16 protein-coding genes are annotated in these 18,343 nt (G+C 38.5%); 12 read left to right on the forward strand and 4 right to left on the reverse strand.

Annotation, left to right across the window (positions count from 1 at the left end; translation table 11 throughout):
- On the forward strand, window positions 1-194 hold a 194-nt coding region (locus ACSHXM_RS16225), incomplete at its 5' end, for a PH domain-containing protein (RefSeq protein ID WP_435690369.1).
- A 77-nt stretch (window positions 195-271) separates the two neighbouring features.
- Here ACSHXM_RS16225 and ACSHXM_RS16230 read toward each other — a convergent pair.
- Window positions 272-2,500: a DPP IV N-terminal domain-containing protein gene (locus ACSHXM_RS16230; protein ID WP_435690371.1), complete on the reverse strand. Its 2,229-nt coding sequence runs from the start codon at window positions 2,498-2,500 to the stop codon at window positions 272-274.
- Window positions 2,501-2,653: 153 nt separating this feature from the next.
- On the opposite strand from ACSHXM_RS16230, the gene ACSHXM_RS16235 reads away from it, so the two are divergent.
- Together ACSHXM_RS16235 and ACSHXM_RS16240 are read left to right on the forward strand one after the other, a co-directional pair.
- Entirely contained in the window at window positions 2,654-3,373 is a 720-nt protein-coding gene (locus ACSHXM_RS16235; RefSeq protein WP_435690374.1) for a tRNA1(Val) (adenine(37)-N6)-methyltransferase, read from the forward strand.
- Between the two features lie 60 nt (window positions 3,374-3,433).
- Complete coding sequence (locus ACSHXM_RS16240; RefSeq protein ID WP_435690376.1) at window positions 3,434-3,811, forward strand: hypothetical protein; 378 nt, start codon at window positions 3,434-3,436, stop codon at window positions 3,809-3,811.
- A gap of 9 nt (window positions 3,812-3,820) precedes the next feature.
- On the opposite strand, the gene queG is transcribed toward ACSHXM_RS16240, so the two are convergent.
- Entirely contained in the window at window positions 3,821-4,966 is a 1,146-nt protein-coding gene (gene queG, locus ACSHXM_RS16245) for a tRNA epoxyqueuosine(34) reductase QueG (RefSeq protein WP_435690378.1), read from the reverse strand.
- Between queG and ACSHXM_RS16250 the strand changes: the two genes are divergently transcribed.
- The 9 genes from ACSHXM_RS16250 to hflC all read left to right on the forward strand — a co-directional run bounded on the left by ACSHXM_RS16250 (window position 4,960) and on the right by hflC (window position 14,937).
- Complete coding sequence (locus ACSHXM_RS16250) at window positions 4,960-6,516, forward strand: NAD(P)H-hydrate dehydratase (RefSeq protein WP_435690380.1); 1,557 nt, start codon at window positions 4,960-4,962, stop codon at window positions 6,514-6,516. The genes queG and ACSHXM_RS16250 overlap by 7 nt on opposite strands.
- Window positions 6,513-7,004, forward strand: coding sequence for a tRNA (adenosine(37)-N6)-threonylcarbamoyltransferase complex ATPase subunit type 1 TsaE (gene tsaE / locus ACSHXM_RS16255; RefSeq protein ID WP_435690382.1), 492 nt, complete (start codon window positions 6,513-6,515; stop codon window positions 7,002-7,004). Before ACSHXM_RS16250 ends, tsaE begins: the two co-directional genes overlap by 4 nt.
- Before the next feature lie 54 nt (window positions 7,005-7,058).
- Entirely contained in the window at window positions 7,059-8,363 is a 1,305-nt protein-coding gene (locus ACSHXM_RS16260; protein ID WP_435690400.1) for an N-acetylmuramoyl-L-alanine amidase, read from the forward strand.
- 39 nt (window positions 8,364-8,402) lie between these two features.
- Window positions 8,403-10,232: a DNA mismatch repair endonuclease MutL gene (mutL, locus tag ACSHXM_RS16265; protein ID WP_435690384.1), complete on the forward strand. Its 1,830-nt coding sequence runs from the start codon at window positions 8,403-8,405 to the stop codon at window positions 10,230-10,232.
- Window positions 10,225-11,178, forward strand: coding sequence for a tRNA (adenosine(37)-N6)-dimethylallyltransferase MiaA (miaA, locus tag ACSHXM_RS16270; protein WP_435690386.1), 954 nt, complete (start codon window positions 10,225-10,227; stop codon window positions 11,176-11,178). The genes mutL and miaA overlap by 8 nt, the downstream gene beginning before the upstream one ends.
- Window positions 11,179-11,253: 75 nt before the next feature.
- A complete protein-coding gene (gene hfq / locus ACSHXM_RS16275) occupies window positions 11,254-11,499 on the forward strand; it encodes an RNA chaperone Hfq (RefSeq protein WP_435690388.1) in 246 nt (81 codons plus the stop codon).
- 26 nt (window positions 11,500-11,525) lie between these two features.
- The gene (gene hflX / locus ACSHXM_RS16280) at window positions 11,526-12,815 is read left to right on the forward strand and encodes a ribosome rescue GTPase HflX (RefSeq protein WP_435690390.1); all 1,290 of its coding nucleotides are present in this window, start codon (window positions 11,526-11,528) and stop codon (window positions 12,813-12,815) included.
- A gap of 82 nt (window positions 12,816-12,897) precedes the next feature.
- Complete coding sequence (hflK, locus tag ACSHXM_RS16285) at window positions 12,898-14,055, forward strand: FtsH protease activity modulator HflK (protein ID WP_435690392.1); 1,158 nt, start codon at window positions 12,898-12,900, stop codon at window positions 14,053-14,055.
- Between the two features lie 3 nt (window positions 14,056-14,058).
- Window positions 14,059-14,937: a protease modulator HflC gene (hflC, locus tag ACSHXM_RS16290; protein ID WP_435690394.1), complete on the forward strand. Its 879-nt coding sequence runs from the start codon at window positions 14,059-14,061 to the stop codon at window positions 14,935-14,937.
- An 82-nt stretch (window positions 14,938-15,019) separates the two neighbouring features.
- Here the strand turns inward: hflC and ACSHXM_RS16295 are convergent, their stop codons facing one another.
- Together ACSHXM_RS16295 and ACSHXM_RS16300 are read right to left on the reverse strand one after the other, a co-directional pair.
- Window positions 15,020-15,889, reverse strand: a complete 870-nt coding sequence (locus ACSHXM_RS16295; protein WP_435690396.1) for a discoidin domain-containing protein — start codon at window positions 15,887-15,889, stop codon at window positions 15,020-15,022.
- Window positions 15,890-16,033: 144 nt separating this feature from the next.
- Window positions 16,034-18,196, reverse strand: a complete 2,163-nt coding sequence (locus tag ACSHXM_RS16300; protein WP_435690398.1) for a putative bifunctional diguanylate cyclase/phosphodiesterase — start codon at window positions 18,194-18,196, stop codon at window positions 16,034-16,036.
- Between the last annotated feature and the right edge of the window lie 147 nt (window positions 18,197-18,343).

Genomic DNA, 18,343 nt, shown 5'->3' on the forward strand with positions numbered 1-18,343 from the left:
GTCGTAAAGTGGATTATCATTCTATTCCGTACCGCGCTATCACTCAGTTTAAAGTGGAAACCGCTGGGCACTTTGACCTTGATGCTGAGCTTAAAATTTGGGTGTCGGGGCAAGCTGATCCAATTGAAAAAGAATTGAAAAAAGATACCGTAGTCGGTATTCAAAAAATGTTAGCAACTAATATGTTTGCTTAGTATTATTTTTGCCATAGAGCTGTCAAAGAATAGCAACGCTCCAGTGAAAAGAGCGTTGCTAAATTTTACTGCCTTCCTCACATATTAAAATGTGTATCGAAGAAGTTTGTTATCGTTTTGTACAGGTGTGTTCCGGTTTTTTTACCACGCATTCCATGTTTTTTACCTGGATAATCCATGCTTTCAAAAGGTATCGCTAAATCTTGCAAGTGTTTGTATAACTTGGTGCTGTGAGAAAAAAGCACGTTGTCATCTGCCATACCGTGATAAATCAATAATTTACCTTTTAGATCTTTAGCATAGGGAAATACAGAAGATGCTTCATAAGCCGCTTTTTCTGTTTTTGGATTGCCCATGTAACGCTCAGTATAAAATGTGTCATATAAAGCCCAGTCCGTGACAGGTGCGCCAGCTACACCGGCTTGAAAGTACTCTCCAGCTTTAAACATACTCATAAGTGACATATAGCCACCGTAACTATGTCCATAAATACCGACTCTAGCAGGATCTACATAAGGCAATTTTCTTAAGAATTTCACACCTTCAATCTGATCTTGCACTTCGATTTCGCCCATTTCTTTATAAAGCGGCGCTTCGAAATCATGGCCTCGATATTTTGAGCCTCTGTTGTCCACACTGAAAACCACATAACCCTTGCTCACCCAATATTGCATGAGTAGGCCACGATTACCCTGCCAACTGTTTTTTACCACTTGAACGCCAGGTCCTCCATAGGTATAGACAATAACTGGATGTTTGCCCTCAAGTTTTTTAGGTTTATACAAACGATAAAATAGTTCAGTTCCGTCGGTGGTTTTAAAACTAGATATTTCAGGCTTTACCCATTGTTTTTGAAAAGGGTAAAGAGGGTGTGACTTTGAGATTGAATTTTCATTTAACCAAATGATTTTGTCGCCATTGGCTTTATGTAAACTAACCTGTTGAGGTGTATTTGTGGTTGAAAAGCTGTCCACATAAACACTGGCATCTTGACTAAAACTAATAGAGTGCGAGCCATTACCTTGAGATATTTTATTTAATTTTCTGTCTGTAAGTGACACGCTATACAAGTGACGTTCGATGGGCGCGTCTTTATTAGCTGAAAAATAAACTAACTGCTTTTTTTCGTCAATTGCGGTGACTTTCTCTACTACCCATTTGCCATGAGTAAGTGGTTTAACGAGTTCTCCATTATTTTTATATAAATAAAGATGTTTGTATCCAGTTCTCTCAGATGCCCAAATAAAATGTTGTTTGTCTTTTAAAAAACGTAAATCTTTATGTAAATTAATCCAAGTTTTGCTGGTTTCAGTTAACAGCGTTTTCTGCGTTTTGTTTGTGACATCATAACTGTTTAAATTTAACGTTTGTTGATCACGAGTTTGCAGCTGATAAGTTAAATTTTGGCTATCCGCCATCCATTTCACTCTAGGTAAATAAATATCTTGTTCTTCGCCCAAATCGACCCAATCAATTTGTTTGGTTTCTAGTTCGAGGACAGCTAGTTTAACTGTTACGTTATTTGTACCTGCGCTCGGATAACGTTGGGTTATCATTTTTATTGAGTCTGCGTAGATTTCGCTTCGCGTGACTTGCTGAACGGGTGATTCGTCAACTCGTATAAAGGCGATGCGTTTTTCGTCTGGTGACCACCAGTAACCTGTCATTCGCTTCATTTCTTCTTGGGCGACAAACTCTGCCATTGCATTTTTTATTGGGCCTTTTCCATCCAAAGTAAGCTGTGTTTCTTGGCCGCTTTTCATGTTTTGAATAAAAAGATTTTGTTCTCTAACGTAGGATAAAAAACCGCCTTTAGGTGATAACTTAATGTCTGTTTCGAATTCTTTGGTATCCAATAATTGTTTTGCATTGGCCGTCCCCAAGGGATAATGGAAAACGTCCCCACCAAGAGGGAATAGTAATGATTTCCCATCTTTAGCCCATTGGTAACTGACAATGCCAGTTCCTCGTAAACGTAATCGTTCTCGTCGGGCCTTTTCTTCGTCAGATAGAGCTACCGCTGCGGACTGCAAGTTATTAGAGTCAAAGAGGAGCTGAGTTTTACCACTGGAGATGTCATACTCCCATATGTCTAATTGCTCGTAGTCATCTGTTTTACCTTGTAAAAATGTGATTCTTTGTCCATCAGGTGATACTTCAAGTTGTTTTTTTGTACTGCCTTGTAATGCAGGGGATTGAAATATACGCTCTATTGACAGGTTTTGGCTTTTGAGTGAGTTTTCGTTAGCTTGTACAAGGCTAGAACTCAAGCTGCACAGCATTAAGCAGACGAGTTTTTTAATCATATTAACTTCCAAATAATTTTTAAGGTGAATAAGAGCTTAATTGCGAGGGTATGGTTTGAAGACGTGCAAATTACCTAGCTTTAAAATCTAAAAGCGAATTATGTTATATCTTATATCAAATAGCAATCTTTGTGCGTTGGCTAAAGATAAAGAATGAGCGGCTTTCAATTTAAACAGTTTTATATAGAGCACTCTTTCTGTGCTATGAAAGTCGGTACTGACAGTATTATGTTGGGTAGCTGGGTGGATGTTTCAGAAGCAAAAAATATATTGGATATCGGAACTGGCAGTGGATTGTTGGCAATCATGTTGGCTCAAAAGTCATCAGGGGATTCTAAAATACTTGGTGTTGATATTGATGAGCAAGCTATTGAACAGGCTTATAAAAATTCAAAGGTATGCCCATGGTCAGAACGTCTATTCTTCGAAGCTTGTGCTGTACAAGATCTTGAAGGGGATGAGCTTTTTGATGTCATAGTATCTAATCCTCCATATTTTCCTATTAATCAAACTGAAAACAAAAAGCACACGGATGCACAACGTATCAATGCGCGGCAAACCACTGAATTAACCCATTTAGATTTGATAGTTAGTGTGCTTAGAAGCTTATCTAATAACGGCCATTTTTATTGCGTATTACCTAACGATTCAATTGATAAATTTATTGCTACTGCCGAAACCTTAGGGCTATTTTGTAATAAACAATTAAGAGTGAAAGCTAGAGCTGAAGATAAAGTGATCCGCTATTTATTATTAATGAGTAGAAATAACAAAAACACTAAGATTTCTTACATCAATATATATGGCTCTTCCCAAGAAAAATATTCCACTGAATATCGCAGTTTATGTAAAGAATATTATCTTAATTTTTGACAAGCATTGTTTACTTCACCTATCTTTTGAATAAGCCGATATGAAATGAAAGGGGAAATGATGAAAGCATTTGAATTACCCAAATCAATATCATCACTTGCGCAAGAATTACAGATTATCCAAATAAGTTGGCAGGGAGTGACTGTTCAAATCCCCAAATTTGCCGTTTATTCAATTATTGAAAACCCAATTTTCGACAAAATTATTTATAAGAATGGCAGAGAAATTGGCCTACTGAATTTTGGTCGATATAACATACCCATCTTGGATCCTTTTAGAGGAGACATTGAACCTCACCCCAATTTTGCCGTTGTGATAAGTCATAGCCGAGGAAATTTGTTTGGTTTGTATGGTTACCCAGCAGACTTTGTTGACCCAGATGTGCACATATCTTCATATCATGGTTCAGTACGCAGAATTGTACGAGATTACGTTTAACCGTTGCAGTTAAGCATCTCTTGGCAAACCTTTTTCCACACTTCTGATTAACCTTTGCGTTAATCTTTTGGTGGCGGGTCTTTCATCTGACGCTTTATTTTTTTGCTGTGTTAATGCCCACTCGATATGTTCAGCGACTAATGTTGAAGCCAAGGGTAAAGCTTGAGTTAAGTGTTCGATAATAACCTGTGAATACGAGGCATTTCCTAACCCCACGGCTAGGTTACGTTGCCAGCGTTCAAAACCGATGCGCCTAATAGCGGAGCCTTCGGTGTTTTTCAAAAATGTATTTTCATCCCATGAAAATAGTGTGATTAAGTCCTGTGATGCTAGTTTTTTTCGTGGATGAAAGTCGGCTTCGTCGGTTATGTTGGCGTATCGATTCCAGGGGCAAATCAGTTGGCAATCATCGCAACCATACACTCGGTTGCCGATTAATTCCCTGTAGTTCTCTGGGATAGCGCCTTTTTGTTCTATGGTTAAATATGAGATACAACGTCGAGCATCGACGACATAAGGTTCAACAATAGCTTGGGTTGGACAAATCGTTAAACAAGCCGTACAAGAGCCGCAATTCTCAGTCACTTTTTGATCAACCGGAAGTGGAATGTCCACAAATAGCTCGCCAAGAAAGAACCATGAGCCGGCTTGCTTGTTTATGGTAAGTGAGTGCTTACCTGTCCACCCTATTCCAGCTTTTTCAGCGAGTGCATGCTCTAATACTGGGGCAGAATCTACAAATGGCCTAAAGTTAAGCTCACTACATTCAGTGCGAATTTTTTCACCTAATTTTTTTAACCGAGCACGTAATAATTTATGGTAATCACGACCAAGCGCATAACGACTAATATAGGCTAAGTTTTTATTTTTTAGATTTTTGGCAAATTGTGCGTCAGGAGGCAGGTAATCCATACGTACGCTAATTACTCTAACTGTTCCAGGCAGCAATTCATTGGGTCTTGCGCGCTTCATGCCATGTTCTGACATGTAGTTCATTTCTCCTGCATACCCTTTTTCTAACCAAACTTTTAGGTGTTCTTCATGTTGATCTAAGGCTAGATCACTAATCCCTATTTGCTGAAATCCTAGCTCTTTGCCCCAAGCCTTGATATTTTCAGCTAAACCCAATAATTCTGAAGTGCTAAGTGATGACATTACCAAACCTGTTGAACGAGCAAGCGGCTGAGATTTTAGCATACAAAGCGGTAAGTTCAGAACAAGTCAAAAGTATTGAACCTAAAGCAGCCGAATTGGCAAATTGCAGTATGTTTGAACTTATGACACGCGCAGGTGAAGCTGCTTTTGAAGTGGTAAAACGCAATTGGTCTCAAGTAAAAAAAATGGCAATTGTGGCTGGTAATGGAAACAATGCTGGTGATGCATATGTGGTGGCTAAATTAGCAAAACAAAACGATTTGAAAGTGTGTGTTTTTTGCGAAAATATTGACCGTAGGTTATCTGGAGATGCCGGTATTGCGCAGCAAGAATGGTTAGCCCTTGGAGGTGACATTAAAAATTTTGCAGCTATTGAATTTGCAGATTTCGAATTAGTCATTGATGGTATTTTAGGGACGGGAGTAGAAGGTGAAGTAAAAGAGAATTTTCAATCTCTTATTAAAAAGGTGAATAAGTCTGGTCTGCCAGTACTGAGTTTAGATGTGCCCTCAGGTATGGTTGCAAACACGGGTATACCGATGCCTATTTGTGTAAAAGCGGATGTTACTGTTACCTTTATTGCACCAAAGTTAGGATTACTAACAGGAGAAGGTAAGGAGTATTGTGGACAAATAGAATGTACTGATTTAGCAGTAGGAAGTGAGTTTTATAAAATAGCAAAAGTGGATGCTCAACTTATTAATTGGTCATTACTTGATCCCATTAAATCTAGACCATTGAATGGCAATAAGGGCACGTTTGGAAAAGTGCTGTGTATTGGCGGAAACCAAGGAATGCCCGGTGCAATAAGGTTAAGCGCTGAGTCTGCGTTACGAACCGGTGTGGGGCTGGTTAAGGTTTATTGTCATCAATCAAGTGGTTTGCACGTGGCTTCGGGCCGGCCGGAAATCATGTTGCAATATCAAGACTTAGAAGCCGCCCTGAATTGGTGTTCGTGTGTGGTCATAGGACCCGGTTTGGGCCAGGACCAATGGGCGACTCAAAAGCTAGAACTTTTATTAAAATATTTAACGGTAAACCCTAAGCCGCTTGTGGTTGACGCAGATGCTCTAAATTTGCTGGCTAATAAAAAAGATAAATCTAACTTTGAAAAAATATTGATCAACCTGCCTGCATGTATATTAACACCCCACCCGGGAGAAGCCGCAAGGTTATTGGACACAAGTATTCAAGACGTGGAAAATGATCGATTCTTAGCCAGTGAAAAGATCTCTAATTTATTTGGCGCGACTTGTGTATTAAAAGGTGCGGGTACATTAATTCAATCACAACCTAATAAGTCTAAGAATCAATGCTCTTGGATATGTAATGGTGGAAATCCGGGGATGGCAACAGCAGGAATGGGGGACTTATTAACCGGTATAATCGCCGCCTTTCTAGCTCAAGGCATGTCAGAACAACAAGCAGCTGTTTACGGAGTGTGCGTTCATGCAGAAGCGGGTGATAGAATTGCCAGACAGTACGGGCAACGTGGTATGATAGCTTCAGACTTATTGAGCCCCTTAAGAGCGATTATTAACGGTTTATGAACTTTTTATCTCCTAACTCATCAATATTACATGAAAAACAATTCGAACTCGGTAATGAAGACGCTACTGTTGTCCTAGCAAAGAAGTTTGCTGCACAGGTTAAAGAGGCGGTGGTGATTTATTTAGAGGGCGATTTGGGAGCTGGGAAAACAACGTTTAGCCGCGGTTTTATTCAAGGTCTAGGACATGTAGGCAATGTTAAAAGCCCAACATATACCCTAGTTGAACCTTATGAAATGGATGAATGGAAAGTTTATCACTTTGACCTTTACCGTTTATCAGATCCTGAAGAATTAGAATTTATGGGAATTCGGGATTATTTTGCAGATGATTGTATTTGTCTAATTGAGTGGCCAGATAAAGGCGCTGGTCTATTGGCATCGGCAGACTTACAGATTAATATTGAATATAAACAAGCGGGGCGTGCACTGAAGGTAAAAGCACTAACTCAAAAAGGTTTAACCTTGCTTAATGCAATTGCAGTGTAGAATAAAAAAATGCAAAAATTTTGGTCTAATAAATTGAAACTATTCATTACTGGTATGTTGCTAGTGGTCTGTCATATTGGTTTTGCTAAAAATGCATTAGGACAAAACAATATTGATGGTTTACGTATCTGGCCTTCACCTAATACTACGCGTTTAGTCTTTGATCTTACCAATACACCTAAATTTACTTATTTTCCTTTAGCTAATCCAGAGCGTTTAGTTTTGGATATTGAGAATACCGCTAAAAACTTTGATTTTTCTAAAGTAAATAATGAGAGCAATTTAGTTAAAAAGGTTCGATATAGTAAGGCTAAAAATGCTAATTCAATTCGAGTTGTCATCGAATTGTCCAAAAAATTAGATAAAAATGTCTTTGCTTTGCAGCCTACTAAACCCTATGGCAATAGATTAGTTATCGACTTTACTGACACCAGTGCTCCAACGGCTCCTCAAATTGTACTCGATGCTAAATCTTCTAATAATAGAGACATTGTTATTGTGCTCGATGCGGGACATGGTGGTGAAGACCCTGGCTCTATTGGTCCTTCAAAAAGTTATGAAAAAAATGTGACCCTTGGTATTAGCAAGCGTTTAGCGACGCTAATTAATAAAGAAAAAGGGTTAAAGGCCATAATGACACGTACAGGTGATTATTATATTTCACCAAATGCCCGTCCACAAATCGCCAGGAAACATAAAGCTGACTTATTTGTGTCAGTGCATGCTGATGCGTTTACTACCCCTCAGCCTAGTGGCGCTTCTGTTTGGGTGTTATCAATGAAGCGGGCAAACAGTGAATTGGGGCGTTGGATTGAAAGAACAGAACGTCATTCTGAGTTATTAGGTGGAGCGGCAGAAGTTATCCAAAACACTGCTAATGAGCGTTACCTAGCAGAAGCCTTGTTAGATATGTCTATGGACCACTCTTTAACGACCAGTTACGATTTAAGTCGAGATGTGATTAAACAATTAGGCCGAGTGACTAAAATGCACAAAAAGACGCCTCAAGCGGCGAGTTTGGCCGTACTAACCTCGCCAGATATTCCATCTATTTTGGTTGAAACGGGTTTTATTTCCAATCCCAAAGAAGAAAAAAACCTTAACTGGTCAGCTTATCGTCAAAAACTAGCGCAATCTATTTTTTCAGGCATAAAAGAGCATTTTAAAAGCTCTCCACCAGACGGTTCGTTATGGGCTAAGTGGAAACAAGAAACGCGAACGCATAAAGTACGTAGCGGTGAATCTTTATCATTGTTGGCACAACGTTATAATGTGTCACTTAGTCAGCTCAAACAAGTCAATAACCTGCGTTCTGATGTGGTGAAAATTGGTCAAGTGCTGACAATTCCTCGTACTTAATACGAATAACCATTCCGCTTTTCATTCAAGGTCAATACTTTGCCAATTCAAATACTACCCGCTAGATTAGCCAACCAAATTGCTGCAGGAGAGGTTGTTGAGCGTCCTGCTTCTGTTGTTAAAGAGTTGGTTGAAAATAGTTTAGATTCTGGTGCGACACACATCGAGATTGAAATTGAAAAAGGCGGGCATAAGCGCATCTTATTACGTGATAATGGTTCGGGTATTGTTAAAGATGAATTGGCATTAGCGTTAAGTCGACATGCTACCAGTAAAATAAGCTGTTTAGACGACCTAGAAGCTATTTGTAGTTTAGGCTTTAGAGGAGAAGCCCTTGCTAGTATAAGCTCGGTAGCGAGATTGACGCTAAGCTCCAAACCTAAAGACCAACAGCAAGCTTGGCAAGCTCATTGTGAAGGTAGGGACATGCAAGTTGAACTAAACCCTGTGGCTCATCCGAATGGTACAAGTGTTGATGTGGTTGACTTATTTTTTAATACGCCAGCAAGACGTAAGTTTTTGAAAACTGAAAAAACTGAATTTGCTCATATAGATGAAGTGGTAAGGCGTATCGCTTTGAGTCGTTTTGATGTCAGTTTAACGCTCAAGCATAATGGTAAATTATTACGTAAATATCCTGCTATGCAAAAGCAACGATTAAAACGAGTTGCTGCTATTTGTGGGAAAGAATTTACTGAACAAAGTATTGAGTTAAATAGCCAATATCAAGATTTTGAACTTAAAGGTTGGCTAGTGCCACCCAGCACATCGAAAAATAGTAATGAGTTTCAATATTTTTATGTGAATGGCAGAGTAATGCGTGACAAGCTAATTAACCATGCTATTCGTCAGGCTATTGAGGATTACGCTGATACTGAGTTTTCCTTATCTTACGTTTTATATTTAACTATTGAGCCTACGCATGTTGATGTGAATGTGCACCCAGCTAAACATGAAGTGAGATTTCACCAAGCTCGACTCGTGCATGATTTTATATATCGAGCGTTAGCAGATGGCCTAAAACAATATTTTCAGGAAGAGCAAGTACCTACAAACCTAAATATTCTGAAGCCAATAGAACCTAAGCACGATTACATTCAGCCGTTGCGTGTTAATGAAGGAAATGTTGAACCAAGAGCAAGTGAGAGAGAGTCTTATACTGGTGAAAAACAGAGTGCTTATACTTTGCCCGAATCAGGCTTTCAAAATGTTACAAATAACAATCAAACCAATCGTGTATCCAATTCACTGAGAGCGCAAACAGCCCAGGTAGCGCCACAAGCTCATAAAAATTATCAAAACTTAATGCAACCTTCTGAACCTATCATTAATAGTGTTGAAGCGGGTCAGTGGCTTAAGTTAGATGAACAACATATGTTAGTGAGCATTGAAACGCATTTTTATATGCTAAAAGTGGCTGACCTTCACAAAGCAGTATTGTTGCATGTATTTGAAGAATCTGTGCCTGTTAGCCAGCCCTTATTGATGCCAGTGTCTATTGATGGCAATGAGGAAATGTTGGCTCAAGCAAAAATTCTATATCAACCTTTGCTTGAAAATAGTGTTGAAATTGGTTGGACGCCTAATCGAATATTGTTGCGAAAAGTACCAGCTGGCTTTAGGCAGTTGCAATGGGCCGCGATTTTAACCGATATATTGGAATGCAATAAGAATAGTGCTTTAGATGTACGTGAGTGCTTGCTTACATCTATCGTTAAAAATAGTAATATCACATCTAACAATCAAGTTCATGAGCTATGGAGCCGATTTGTAAGTCAATCAACAAACATAATCCAAGCTTTACAGAAGGTTGCTAAACAAGTGCCATTAACTCAATTGGTATCAAATAGAGCTCAAGAGCATGACTAATTACGATTCAAAAACGCCCTCTTCAAAATCACCCGCTTTATTTTTAATGGGGCCAACTGCATCAGGTAAAACCGACTTAGCGATACAGCTAAGTGAACAATTACCATGCGAAATTGTGAGTGTTGATTCTGCTTTGATCTATAGAGGTATGGACATAGGTACGGCTAAGCCAACTCAGGAAGAGTTAACACGTGCTCCCCACCAATTGATTGATATATTGGATCCTGCACAAAGTTATTCAGTCGCTGAATTTCGACGGGATGCATTAAGTGTAATGGAAAGTATTACGGCTAGGGGAAACATTCCGCTACTGGTGGGTGGTACTATGATGTATTACAAAGCTTTAGTGGATGGTTTGTCGCCACTACCTGAATCAGATACTCAGGTGAGGAAAGAAATTAACCAACAAGCTTCTGATTTAGGTTGGCAAGCAATGCATGACAAATTGGCAGAAATTGATCCGGTGTCAGCTAAACGTATTCATCCCAATGATCCTCAGCGATTAATTAGAGCGTTAGAAGTCTATACATTAAGTAACCGTTCTATGACTGATTTAATGGCCACTAAATCTGCACCTATACCTTACGACATAAGACAATTCAGCATAGCTCCTCAAGATCGTTCTGTATTGCATGAGCGTATTGCTCAACGTTTTCAGTTGATGATAGATGCTGGTTTTCAACAGGAAGTTGAACGTTTGAAAAGTAGGGCAGATCTACACTTGGATTTACCATCAATTAGATGTGTTGGTTATCGTCAAATGTGGCAATATTTAGATGGTGAATTTGATTTTGATGAAATGCGTTTTAGGTCAATTGCTGCTACGCGCCAGTTGGCTAAAAGACAATTAACATGGTTGAGGGGGTGGGAGAATATTTACACCTTAGATACCTTCGCAAAAGACAATTTATCCAAAGTGATTAAACATAGTCAAATTCAACTATAGTCTAGTCTATACAGGCAATTGATTTTCTGTATAATCAAAATTAGTGGTAAATCATTATAATAAAAAGGAAAAATCATGGCAAAAGGGCAATCTCTACAAGACCCGTTCCTAAATGCGTTAAGAAAAGAACGTATTCCTGTATCTATCTATTTAGTGAATGGTATTAAGCTACAAGGACAAGTGGAATCATTTGACCAATTTGTTATTTTACTCAAAAACACAGTGAGCCAAATGGTGTATAAGCACGCTATTTCAACTGTTGTTCCGTCTAGAGCGATTCCTATGCCTGCTGCAGGCCAATCGGAAACAGACGAAAGCTAAATTATTGAAAGGTATAGGAGAGCGGCTTGTTTGACCGTTATGAAGCAGGTGAACAAGCTGTTTTAGTACATGTAGATTTTTCAGATGAAAATAGTAAAGAAGATTTATTAGAGCTTCAGCTATTGGTTTCTTCTGCTGGTGTAAACGCCATTGATGTAGTGACTGGTTCTCGCCAAGCACCTCATGCTAGATATTTTGTTGGTAGCGGTAAGGCAGAAGAAATTGCTAATGCCGTACGAACCCAGCAAGCCGACATTGTCATTTTCAATCACAGTTTATCTCCTTCTCAAGAGCGTAATTTGGAAGAACTTTGCAAATGCAGAGTATTGGATAGAACCGGCCTTATTCTCGATATATTTGCTCAAAGAGCCCGAACTCATGAGGGTAAATTGCAAGTCGAGTTAGCTCAACTTAGGCATATTAGTACCCGTTTGATAAGAGGTTGGACACACTTAGAAAGACAAAAAGGTGGTATTGGTCTGCGTGGACCTGGAGAAACCCAATTAGAAACGGATAGACGATTACTGCGAGCTAGAATTAAAAGCATTCTTCGACGATTAGAAAAAGTTCAAAAACAAAGAGAGCAGGGGCGTCGGGCAAGAACTCGAGCTGAAATACCCACAGTTTCTTTAGTTGGCTATACCAATGCTGGAAAGTCGACTTTGTTCAACGAAATGACAAATTCTGCGGTATATGCGGCCGATCAACTGTTTGCAACATTAGATCCCACGCTCAGAAAGATTCAGTTACAAGATGTTGGGTCAGCTATTCTTGCTGATACGGTTGGTTTTATCCGACACCTCCCCCATGATCTAATAGCAGCATTTAAAGCAACGTTGCAAGAAACGCAGCAAGCCAATCTATTATTACACGTGGTGGATTATGCAGATGATCAATTTAGAGAAAATGTTGACCAAGTTAACGAAGTGCTAGAAGAAATTGATGCTCATGATATTCAACAGCTGGTGGTATGTAATAAAATAGATCGAATGGAAGGTGTTGAGGCTAAAATCGATAGGGATGATGAAGGCACACCGATCCGAGTTTGGGTATCTGCTAAACAAGGTTTAGGGATCGAGTTATTGCTAACTGCAATAACAGAGTGTTTATCGGAAAATATGGTGCAACATAACTTGTCGATACCCCCAGAAAAAGGTAATTTGCGTGGTGTGTTTTTCGATATGAATTGTATTGTCGAACAAGGTTATGCTGAAAATGGAAATTGGCTAGTTGATATTCGAATGGAACAAAGCGACTGGCAAAGATTGATAAAACGAGTAGATGAAAATCTAGAATCGTACATAGTAAAAGATTAGATTGGTTTATTGATAGTAATAAACAGATCGATAAATATAAAATATTCGTATACTTATTGAATTAACTATTTGGAGAGTGAAGATGGCTTGGAATGAGCCCGGTGGTAACAATAATGATCCCTGGAAAAATAAAGGTGGCAAAAATCAAGGGCCACCAGATTTAGACGAGGTCTTTAAAAACTTGATGGGGAAATTCGGCAAGTTTGGTGGTGGTAACGGCGGTTCATCTAATGACGGTAAAGGTTTAGGTGGTGTAGGCGTTGCGGTTATTGTTGGTATATTACTAATAGGTTGGGGACTTAGTGGTATCTATACGGTCCGAGAAGCTGAACGAGGTGTTGTATTGCGTTTTGGCGAGTTTAGCCATTTTGTAGAGCCAGGCTTGCAATGGAAACCAACTTTTATTGATTCAGTCCTTCCTGTAGATGTGCAAACAGTACGCTCAATGCCATCATCTGGATCTATGTTAACGGAAGACGAAAATGTTGTTCGAGTTGAAATGGAAGTTCAATATAGAATTACTGAACCGTATAAATATAGTTTTGCTGTGACTAGCCCTGAAGAAAGTTTAAGCCAAGCTTTTGATAGTGCCATTCGTTATGTCGTTGGACATTCTAAGATGGATAGTGTGCTTACTGCTGGCCGTGAAACGGCAAGGCAAGAAGTGCGTGCAGAACTTACTAGTATCATCGAGTCATATGATATGGGGTTAACTATTGTTGATATGAACTTCAAGGACGCTAGACCACCAGAAGAAGTGAAAGAAGCGTTTGATGATGCAATTGCCGCCCAAGAAGATGAACAACGTTTCATCAATGAAGCAGAAGCTTATTCAAGAGAAATAGAACCAAGAGCTCGTGGACAAGTTAACCGTATGGCTCAGGATGCACAAGCTTATAAAGAGCGTGTAGCCCTAGAAGCGCAAGGTGAAATAGCTCGTTTTGAAGAATTATTACCTCAATATACAGCTGCGCCAGAAGTCACGCGTAGTCGTCTCTACTTAGAAACGTTAGAAGAAGTTTATTCTAATACAAGTAAAATCTTAGTAGATACAAAAGGTACGGGTAACATGATGTATTTACCTTTAGATAAAATACTAGAGCGTCAGTCTGGCTCATCTATTCCAGCTAACATTCGAAGTACATTAGAAGGGTTACGCAACCAAGATGCTAATGCTAACGCTGAAACAAGCGCTATCAGAAACTCTCGTGGTACAACAATTCGCACGGGGAGAAACTAAGTCATGAAAAATTTTATAGCTGTTATTGTTGTGGCTTTAGGCCTACTCACTTTAAGTGCTTTATTTGTGGTTGAAGAAGGCAATAAAGCCATAGTCATCCAATTTGGTAAAGTACAAAGAGGTGACGATGGTGAAACCGTTGTGTTTGCACCGGGTTTACACTTTAAATTACCGTTTTTTGATCGCGTGGTAAAATTAGATGCGCGTATTCAAACCTTGGATGAAGTGCCAGATCGTTTTGTAACCTCTGAAAAGAAAGACTTAATTGTTGATCTGTATGTTAAGTGGAAAATTAAAGACTTTGCTAAATATTACTTAGCCACTGGTGGCATTAAAAGCAGCGCAGAAGTGTTATTACAACAGAAAGTTAATAATGGTCTACGTTCAGAATTTGGTACTCGTACTATTCAACAAATTGTATCCGGTGAACGCTCAGAGTTAATGGATGAAGCTATGGCACAAGCGTCTACTAGTTCTGATGAACTTGGTATCGAGATTGTTGATGTCAGAGTTAAACAGATTAACTTACCACCAGAAGTACGTAACTTTATATTCCAACGTATGCGTACTGAACGAGAAGCGGTTGCTAGAGAACATCGTTCTGAAGGTAAAGAAAAAGCTGAATTTATTAAAGCTGAGATCGACGCTAAAGTTACTGTAATGTTAGCTGATGCGGAACGTAATTTGCGTAAGCTAAAGGGTGAAGGTGATGCTCAAGCTGCACAAATTTATGCAGAAACTTATACCAAAGATCCTGAGTTTTATAGCTTTTTAAGAAGTATGGATGCATACAAAAGGAGCTTTAGCAGTAAACAAGATGTATTGGTTGTAGAGCCAGACAGTGATTTCTTCGGATACATGAAGAAACAAAAAGGTAAGTAAATAATCATTTACTCATAAACTGAAAAAGCGCCTATCAAGGCGCTTTTTATTGGGGATAGAAGTTTGACTAAGCGGAGGTCAGTTATTGATAAAATTCCAATTCGTCAATTTCTATAAATCGTGAATCGCCATAATTGTCTTCTATGGCAAGCCTGAAATACCTTGCAGTGATTGGGCTAGAAAAATTACCTCCAGCTGGAGATTCAAATGAGAAAGTAAGGTTTTCAACTTCGTCAAATTCTACTCCATCAATAGAGGTATACAAAGTTGCATTACGAGGACTTCGCCCTAGTTTTAGAGACTGCTCGTTTATGAATATTGCTAGTCCTACAAGCGTTACGTTTTTATTAAAATCAACTTGTAACCAAGGTTTTAAATCATTCTCATCGGAGTCACTAGAAATTCTATATAACCATATTCCTCTACCAATTTTGTCACTTGAATCTACATTTGATTTGACTGAATAAGTATAACCATCGAAGGCTGAAGCTGCACCATCTTGACCGTAGTGGCTGTTTGTAGAGTAGTTTTCGAGAGTTAATACATTGCTACCAATTAGAGCAACATTTCCGAACTCTCCAGTTTCCTTTAATTGTTTTCCTGGCTCAGTGACATTGTCGCCATGTTCATATAATTTAGGTAATTTTAGCGCCGATAATGAACACGTTTCATTGTCATAAATGAAATCTACTAGGCTGTTGGCGTTTCTAGAAAGTAGCAGCGTGTCATACCACTTTTGTGCCGTAATGCTCTCTATATTAAATATAAAATCGTAGCTATCGTCACTACAAAGGATTTCATCCGTCTCATTAACCAGTAATACTTTTACTTGCACATCACCTTCGCTATTAAGTGATAGCTCATTTGCAATAGATTGATAAGTTGTTGTCTCAGCTGTGGTAAGGCTAGAAAGCAAACTTAGCGCTAATAAAGAGTGTTTAAACTTAACCATAAATCCCCTTAGTAAGTGTTTTTAATTTACCAACTAGCATTTATGGTGCCAAAACTCTGAAGCTTACATATAGCAGGGGTTGCGAATGACCAATGTGTAGAGTGTTTAAAATCGGGCTTTGAGTGTCAAATTCTTGTCTAGAATTTAACTAATTTCTTCAGCGTTGATGAGTTTGCAAAATTCTGCAAATGGCAGTGGTCGGCTGAAAAGATACCCTTGGGCTATGTGGCAATGGTTACGTAACAAAAACTCTTTTTGAGAATTAGTTTCCACTCCCTCTGCGATAACACCTAACTTTAAACTTTTTGCCATGGCAATTACCGCTAAAATAATAGCGCAATTACCATTTTCGTCTTGTTGGTTTTCACTTAAAGACATAGTAAAAGAACGATCAATTTTAATATGATCAATAGGTAGTTTTTGTAAATATGATAATGAACTATACCCTGTTCCAAAGTCATCAATCGAAACGCTAATGCCAAGTGTTCTGAGTTCAGTGAGTAAAAAGTGAACTTTTTCGTAGTTATCTATCAGCACCCCTTCGGTAAGTTCTAACTCAATCCATTTTGGGGAAATATCTTTTTGGGTTAATGTGGTTTTTATGAAGTCGAACAGTTGTCTGTCTGCTACTTGCCTAGGAGATAAATTAACAGATAACTTTATCTGTTGGTTATTATCTTGCAGTTCGCTCAAAAATCTACAGGCTTCACTGAATACCCACTTACCAATCGGGACTATTAACCCAGTTTGTTCTGCAAGTGGAATAAACTCTTCCGGTGAAATTAATGCACCATTACTTTGTCGCCACCTTATAAGAGTTTCAGCTTTAACCATTTTGCCGGTGCTAATATCCAAAATAGGCTGTAGAAATAATTCAAATTCGTTGTTGGTTATTGCTTTTTGAAGCGCATCTTCCATTTCAATTCTTTTTAAAGATGCATCCACTAATTTTTTAGAGTAAAACTCTAAACTACTTTTTGTACGTTTTTTGGCGGCAAATACCGCAAGATCTGCATATTTCATTAATTCTTCTGCATCAGAAGAATCTACCGGGAATGAAGAGGCGCCAATATTTAATCCTACTTCACATTGGCTACCAGATTCCAAATAAAAAGGTAACGAGCTGGTTTTAATGAGCTCACTAACGAAGTTTTTACACTGAGTTTGTTCAGATGAATAAAAATGTTTATGAAAATGGTCTATTTCCATAATGATGGCGAATTCGGTTCCTCCAATGCGAGCAATATAATCATCAGCTCGTGTAACCGACTGCAGACGTTTAGCAAGATCCCCAATGAGTTGGTCACCGACTATATGGCCATGAACTTCATTGATACGTTTAAAATGTTTGATATCAATATAAAGCAAATAAAAGGGGCGATTCTTTTTGATTTTGTTTTCGAGTTGTTGCCAGAAATATTGCCTATTCGGTAAGTCAGTCAATACGTCGAAATGGGTTAACTTTTCATTCCGTTTTAATAAAAATTTGATTTGTGTGACATCGCTAACACTAAACATCCAATATTGTAATTCTTGGTTGGCATTTTTTATCGGATGGATAGCTACTTTGAGCCATTTTCCTTGCTCTGGAGGGTTTAACCAGCATAACTCGCCTGTCCATGCACTTTTAGTGGTAAAAATTCGTTCATATTCTGGATACTGTTTTTTAAACAATTCGAGTATTAACCTATCAACAGGTAGCTTTATTTCAATATGAGAGTCATTGAATAAAATTTGCAGAGCTGGATTACCTTTTACTAACTGTAAGTTAGGATCCAGAATAGCGACTCCCAAGTCTGTTTGTTCTAAAGCTTGGATTATAGGTTGTTGAAAAGCTTTAGAGCGTTGTGATTCACTGAGCAACTCATCCATTTGTGCATGAAGGTGTTCGTGTTGTTCGGTAATTTTGTCGTTGCTAAAAAGTAACTCTCTCGCTATTTGTAAGGTTTGTTGTTTTTGATGAAATTTATCTTTGAGTTTATGTAAAACTAAATAATTGTTTTCATTACAAATTACGGCTGAAGCTTCGAGTTGCAGTAATTCTCTATTGGATAAAGTTTCAGTCCAAATACCAGAGTCTACAGAGCCAGAACGCTTTGATGTCCATAACGCTTCAGCATCAATTAGAAAATCTTCTAAATATATTGAGCTATCAGCAAATTCAAAGTGACTTTTACTCTTTGTCTCTGGCAACAGTTCAAACAACCAATCCTGAGTATTATATAGAACTTCATATTTATTCAGTTTTATGCGCTTAAAGATCACGCAATCTAGCAATCCTAGATCATGAAATAGTGAAGTATCCATACTTATCATCACCCCGTTATTATTTTGGCAATATATGAGAACATATTTTCTACGCCATCACCCGATTTGGCACTGGTATCAAATGACTCTGAAAATGGTGCTTTGATATCTGATAATTCTTGTTCACTCCAATGCCAAGTCGTTGCC

This window comes from Paraglaciecola sp., assembly GCF_051252315.1.
Lineage (GTDB): Bacteria > Pseudomonadota > Gammaproteobacteria > Enterobacterales > Alteromonadaceae > Paraglaciecola.

Bases quoted from the DNA above. Each gene is read 5' to 3' on its own strand.
- hflC (WP_435690394.1), top strand. From the start codon at position 14,059: ATGAAAAATTTTATAGCTGTTATTGTTGTGGCTTTAGGCCTACTCACT.
- tsaE (WP_435690382.1), top strand. From the start codon at position 6,513: ATGAACTTTTTATCTCCTAACTCATCAATATTACATGAAAAACAATTC.
- hflK (WP_435690392.1), top strand. From the start codon at position 12,898: ATGGCTTGGAATGAGCCCGGTGGTAACAATAATGATCCCTGGAAAAAT.
- miaA (WP_435690386.1), top strand. From the start codon at position 10,225: ATGACTAATTACGATTCAAAAACGCCCTCTTCAAAATCACCCGCTTTA.
- ACSHXM_RS16260 (WP_435690400.1), top strand. From the start codon at position 7,059: ATGTTGCTAGTGGTCTGTCATATTGGTTTTGCTAAAAATGCATTAGGA.
- ACSHXM_RS16240 (WP_435690376.1), top strand. From the start codon at position 3,434: ATGAAAGCATTTGAATTACCCAAATCAATATCATCACTTGCGCAAGAA.
- ACSHXM_RS16295 (WP_435690396.1), bottom strand. From the start codon at position 15,889: ATGGTTAAGTTTAAACACTCTTTATTAGCGCTAAGTTTGCTTTCTAGC.
- ACSHXM_RS16250 (WP_435690380.1), top strand. From the start codon at position 4,960: ATGACATTACCAAACCTGTTGAACGAGCAAGCGGCTGAGATTTTAGCA.
- ACSHXM_RS16230 (WP_435690371.1), bottom strand. From the start codon at position 2,500: ATGATTAAAAAACTCGTCTGCTTAATGCTGTGCAGCTTGAGTTCTAGC.
- hfq (WP_435690388.1), top strand. From the start codon at position 11,254: ATGGCAAAAGGGCAATCTCTACAAGACCCGTTCCTAAATGCGTTAAGA.
- queG (WP_435690378.1), bottom strand. From the start codon at position 4,966: ATGTCATCACTTAGCACTTCAGAATTATTGGGTTTAGCTGAAAATATC.
- ACSHXM_RS16300 (WP_435690398.1), bottom strand. From the start codon at position 18,196: ATGGATACTTCACTATTTCATGATCTAGGATTGCTAGATTGCGTGATC.
- ACSHXM_RS16235 (WP_435690374.1), top strand. From the start codon at position 2,654: ATGAGCGGCTTTCAATTTAAACAGTTTTATATAGAGCACTCTTTCTGT.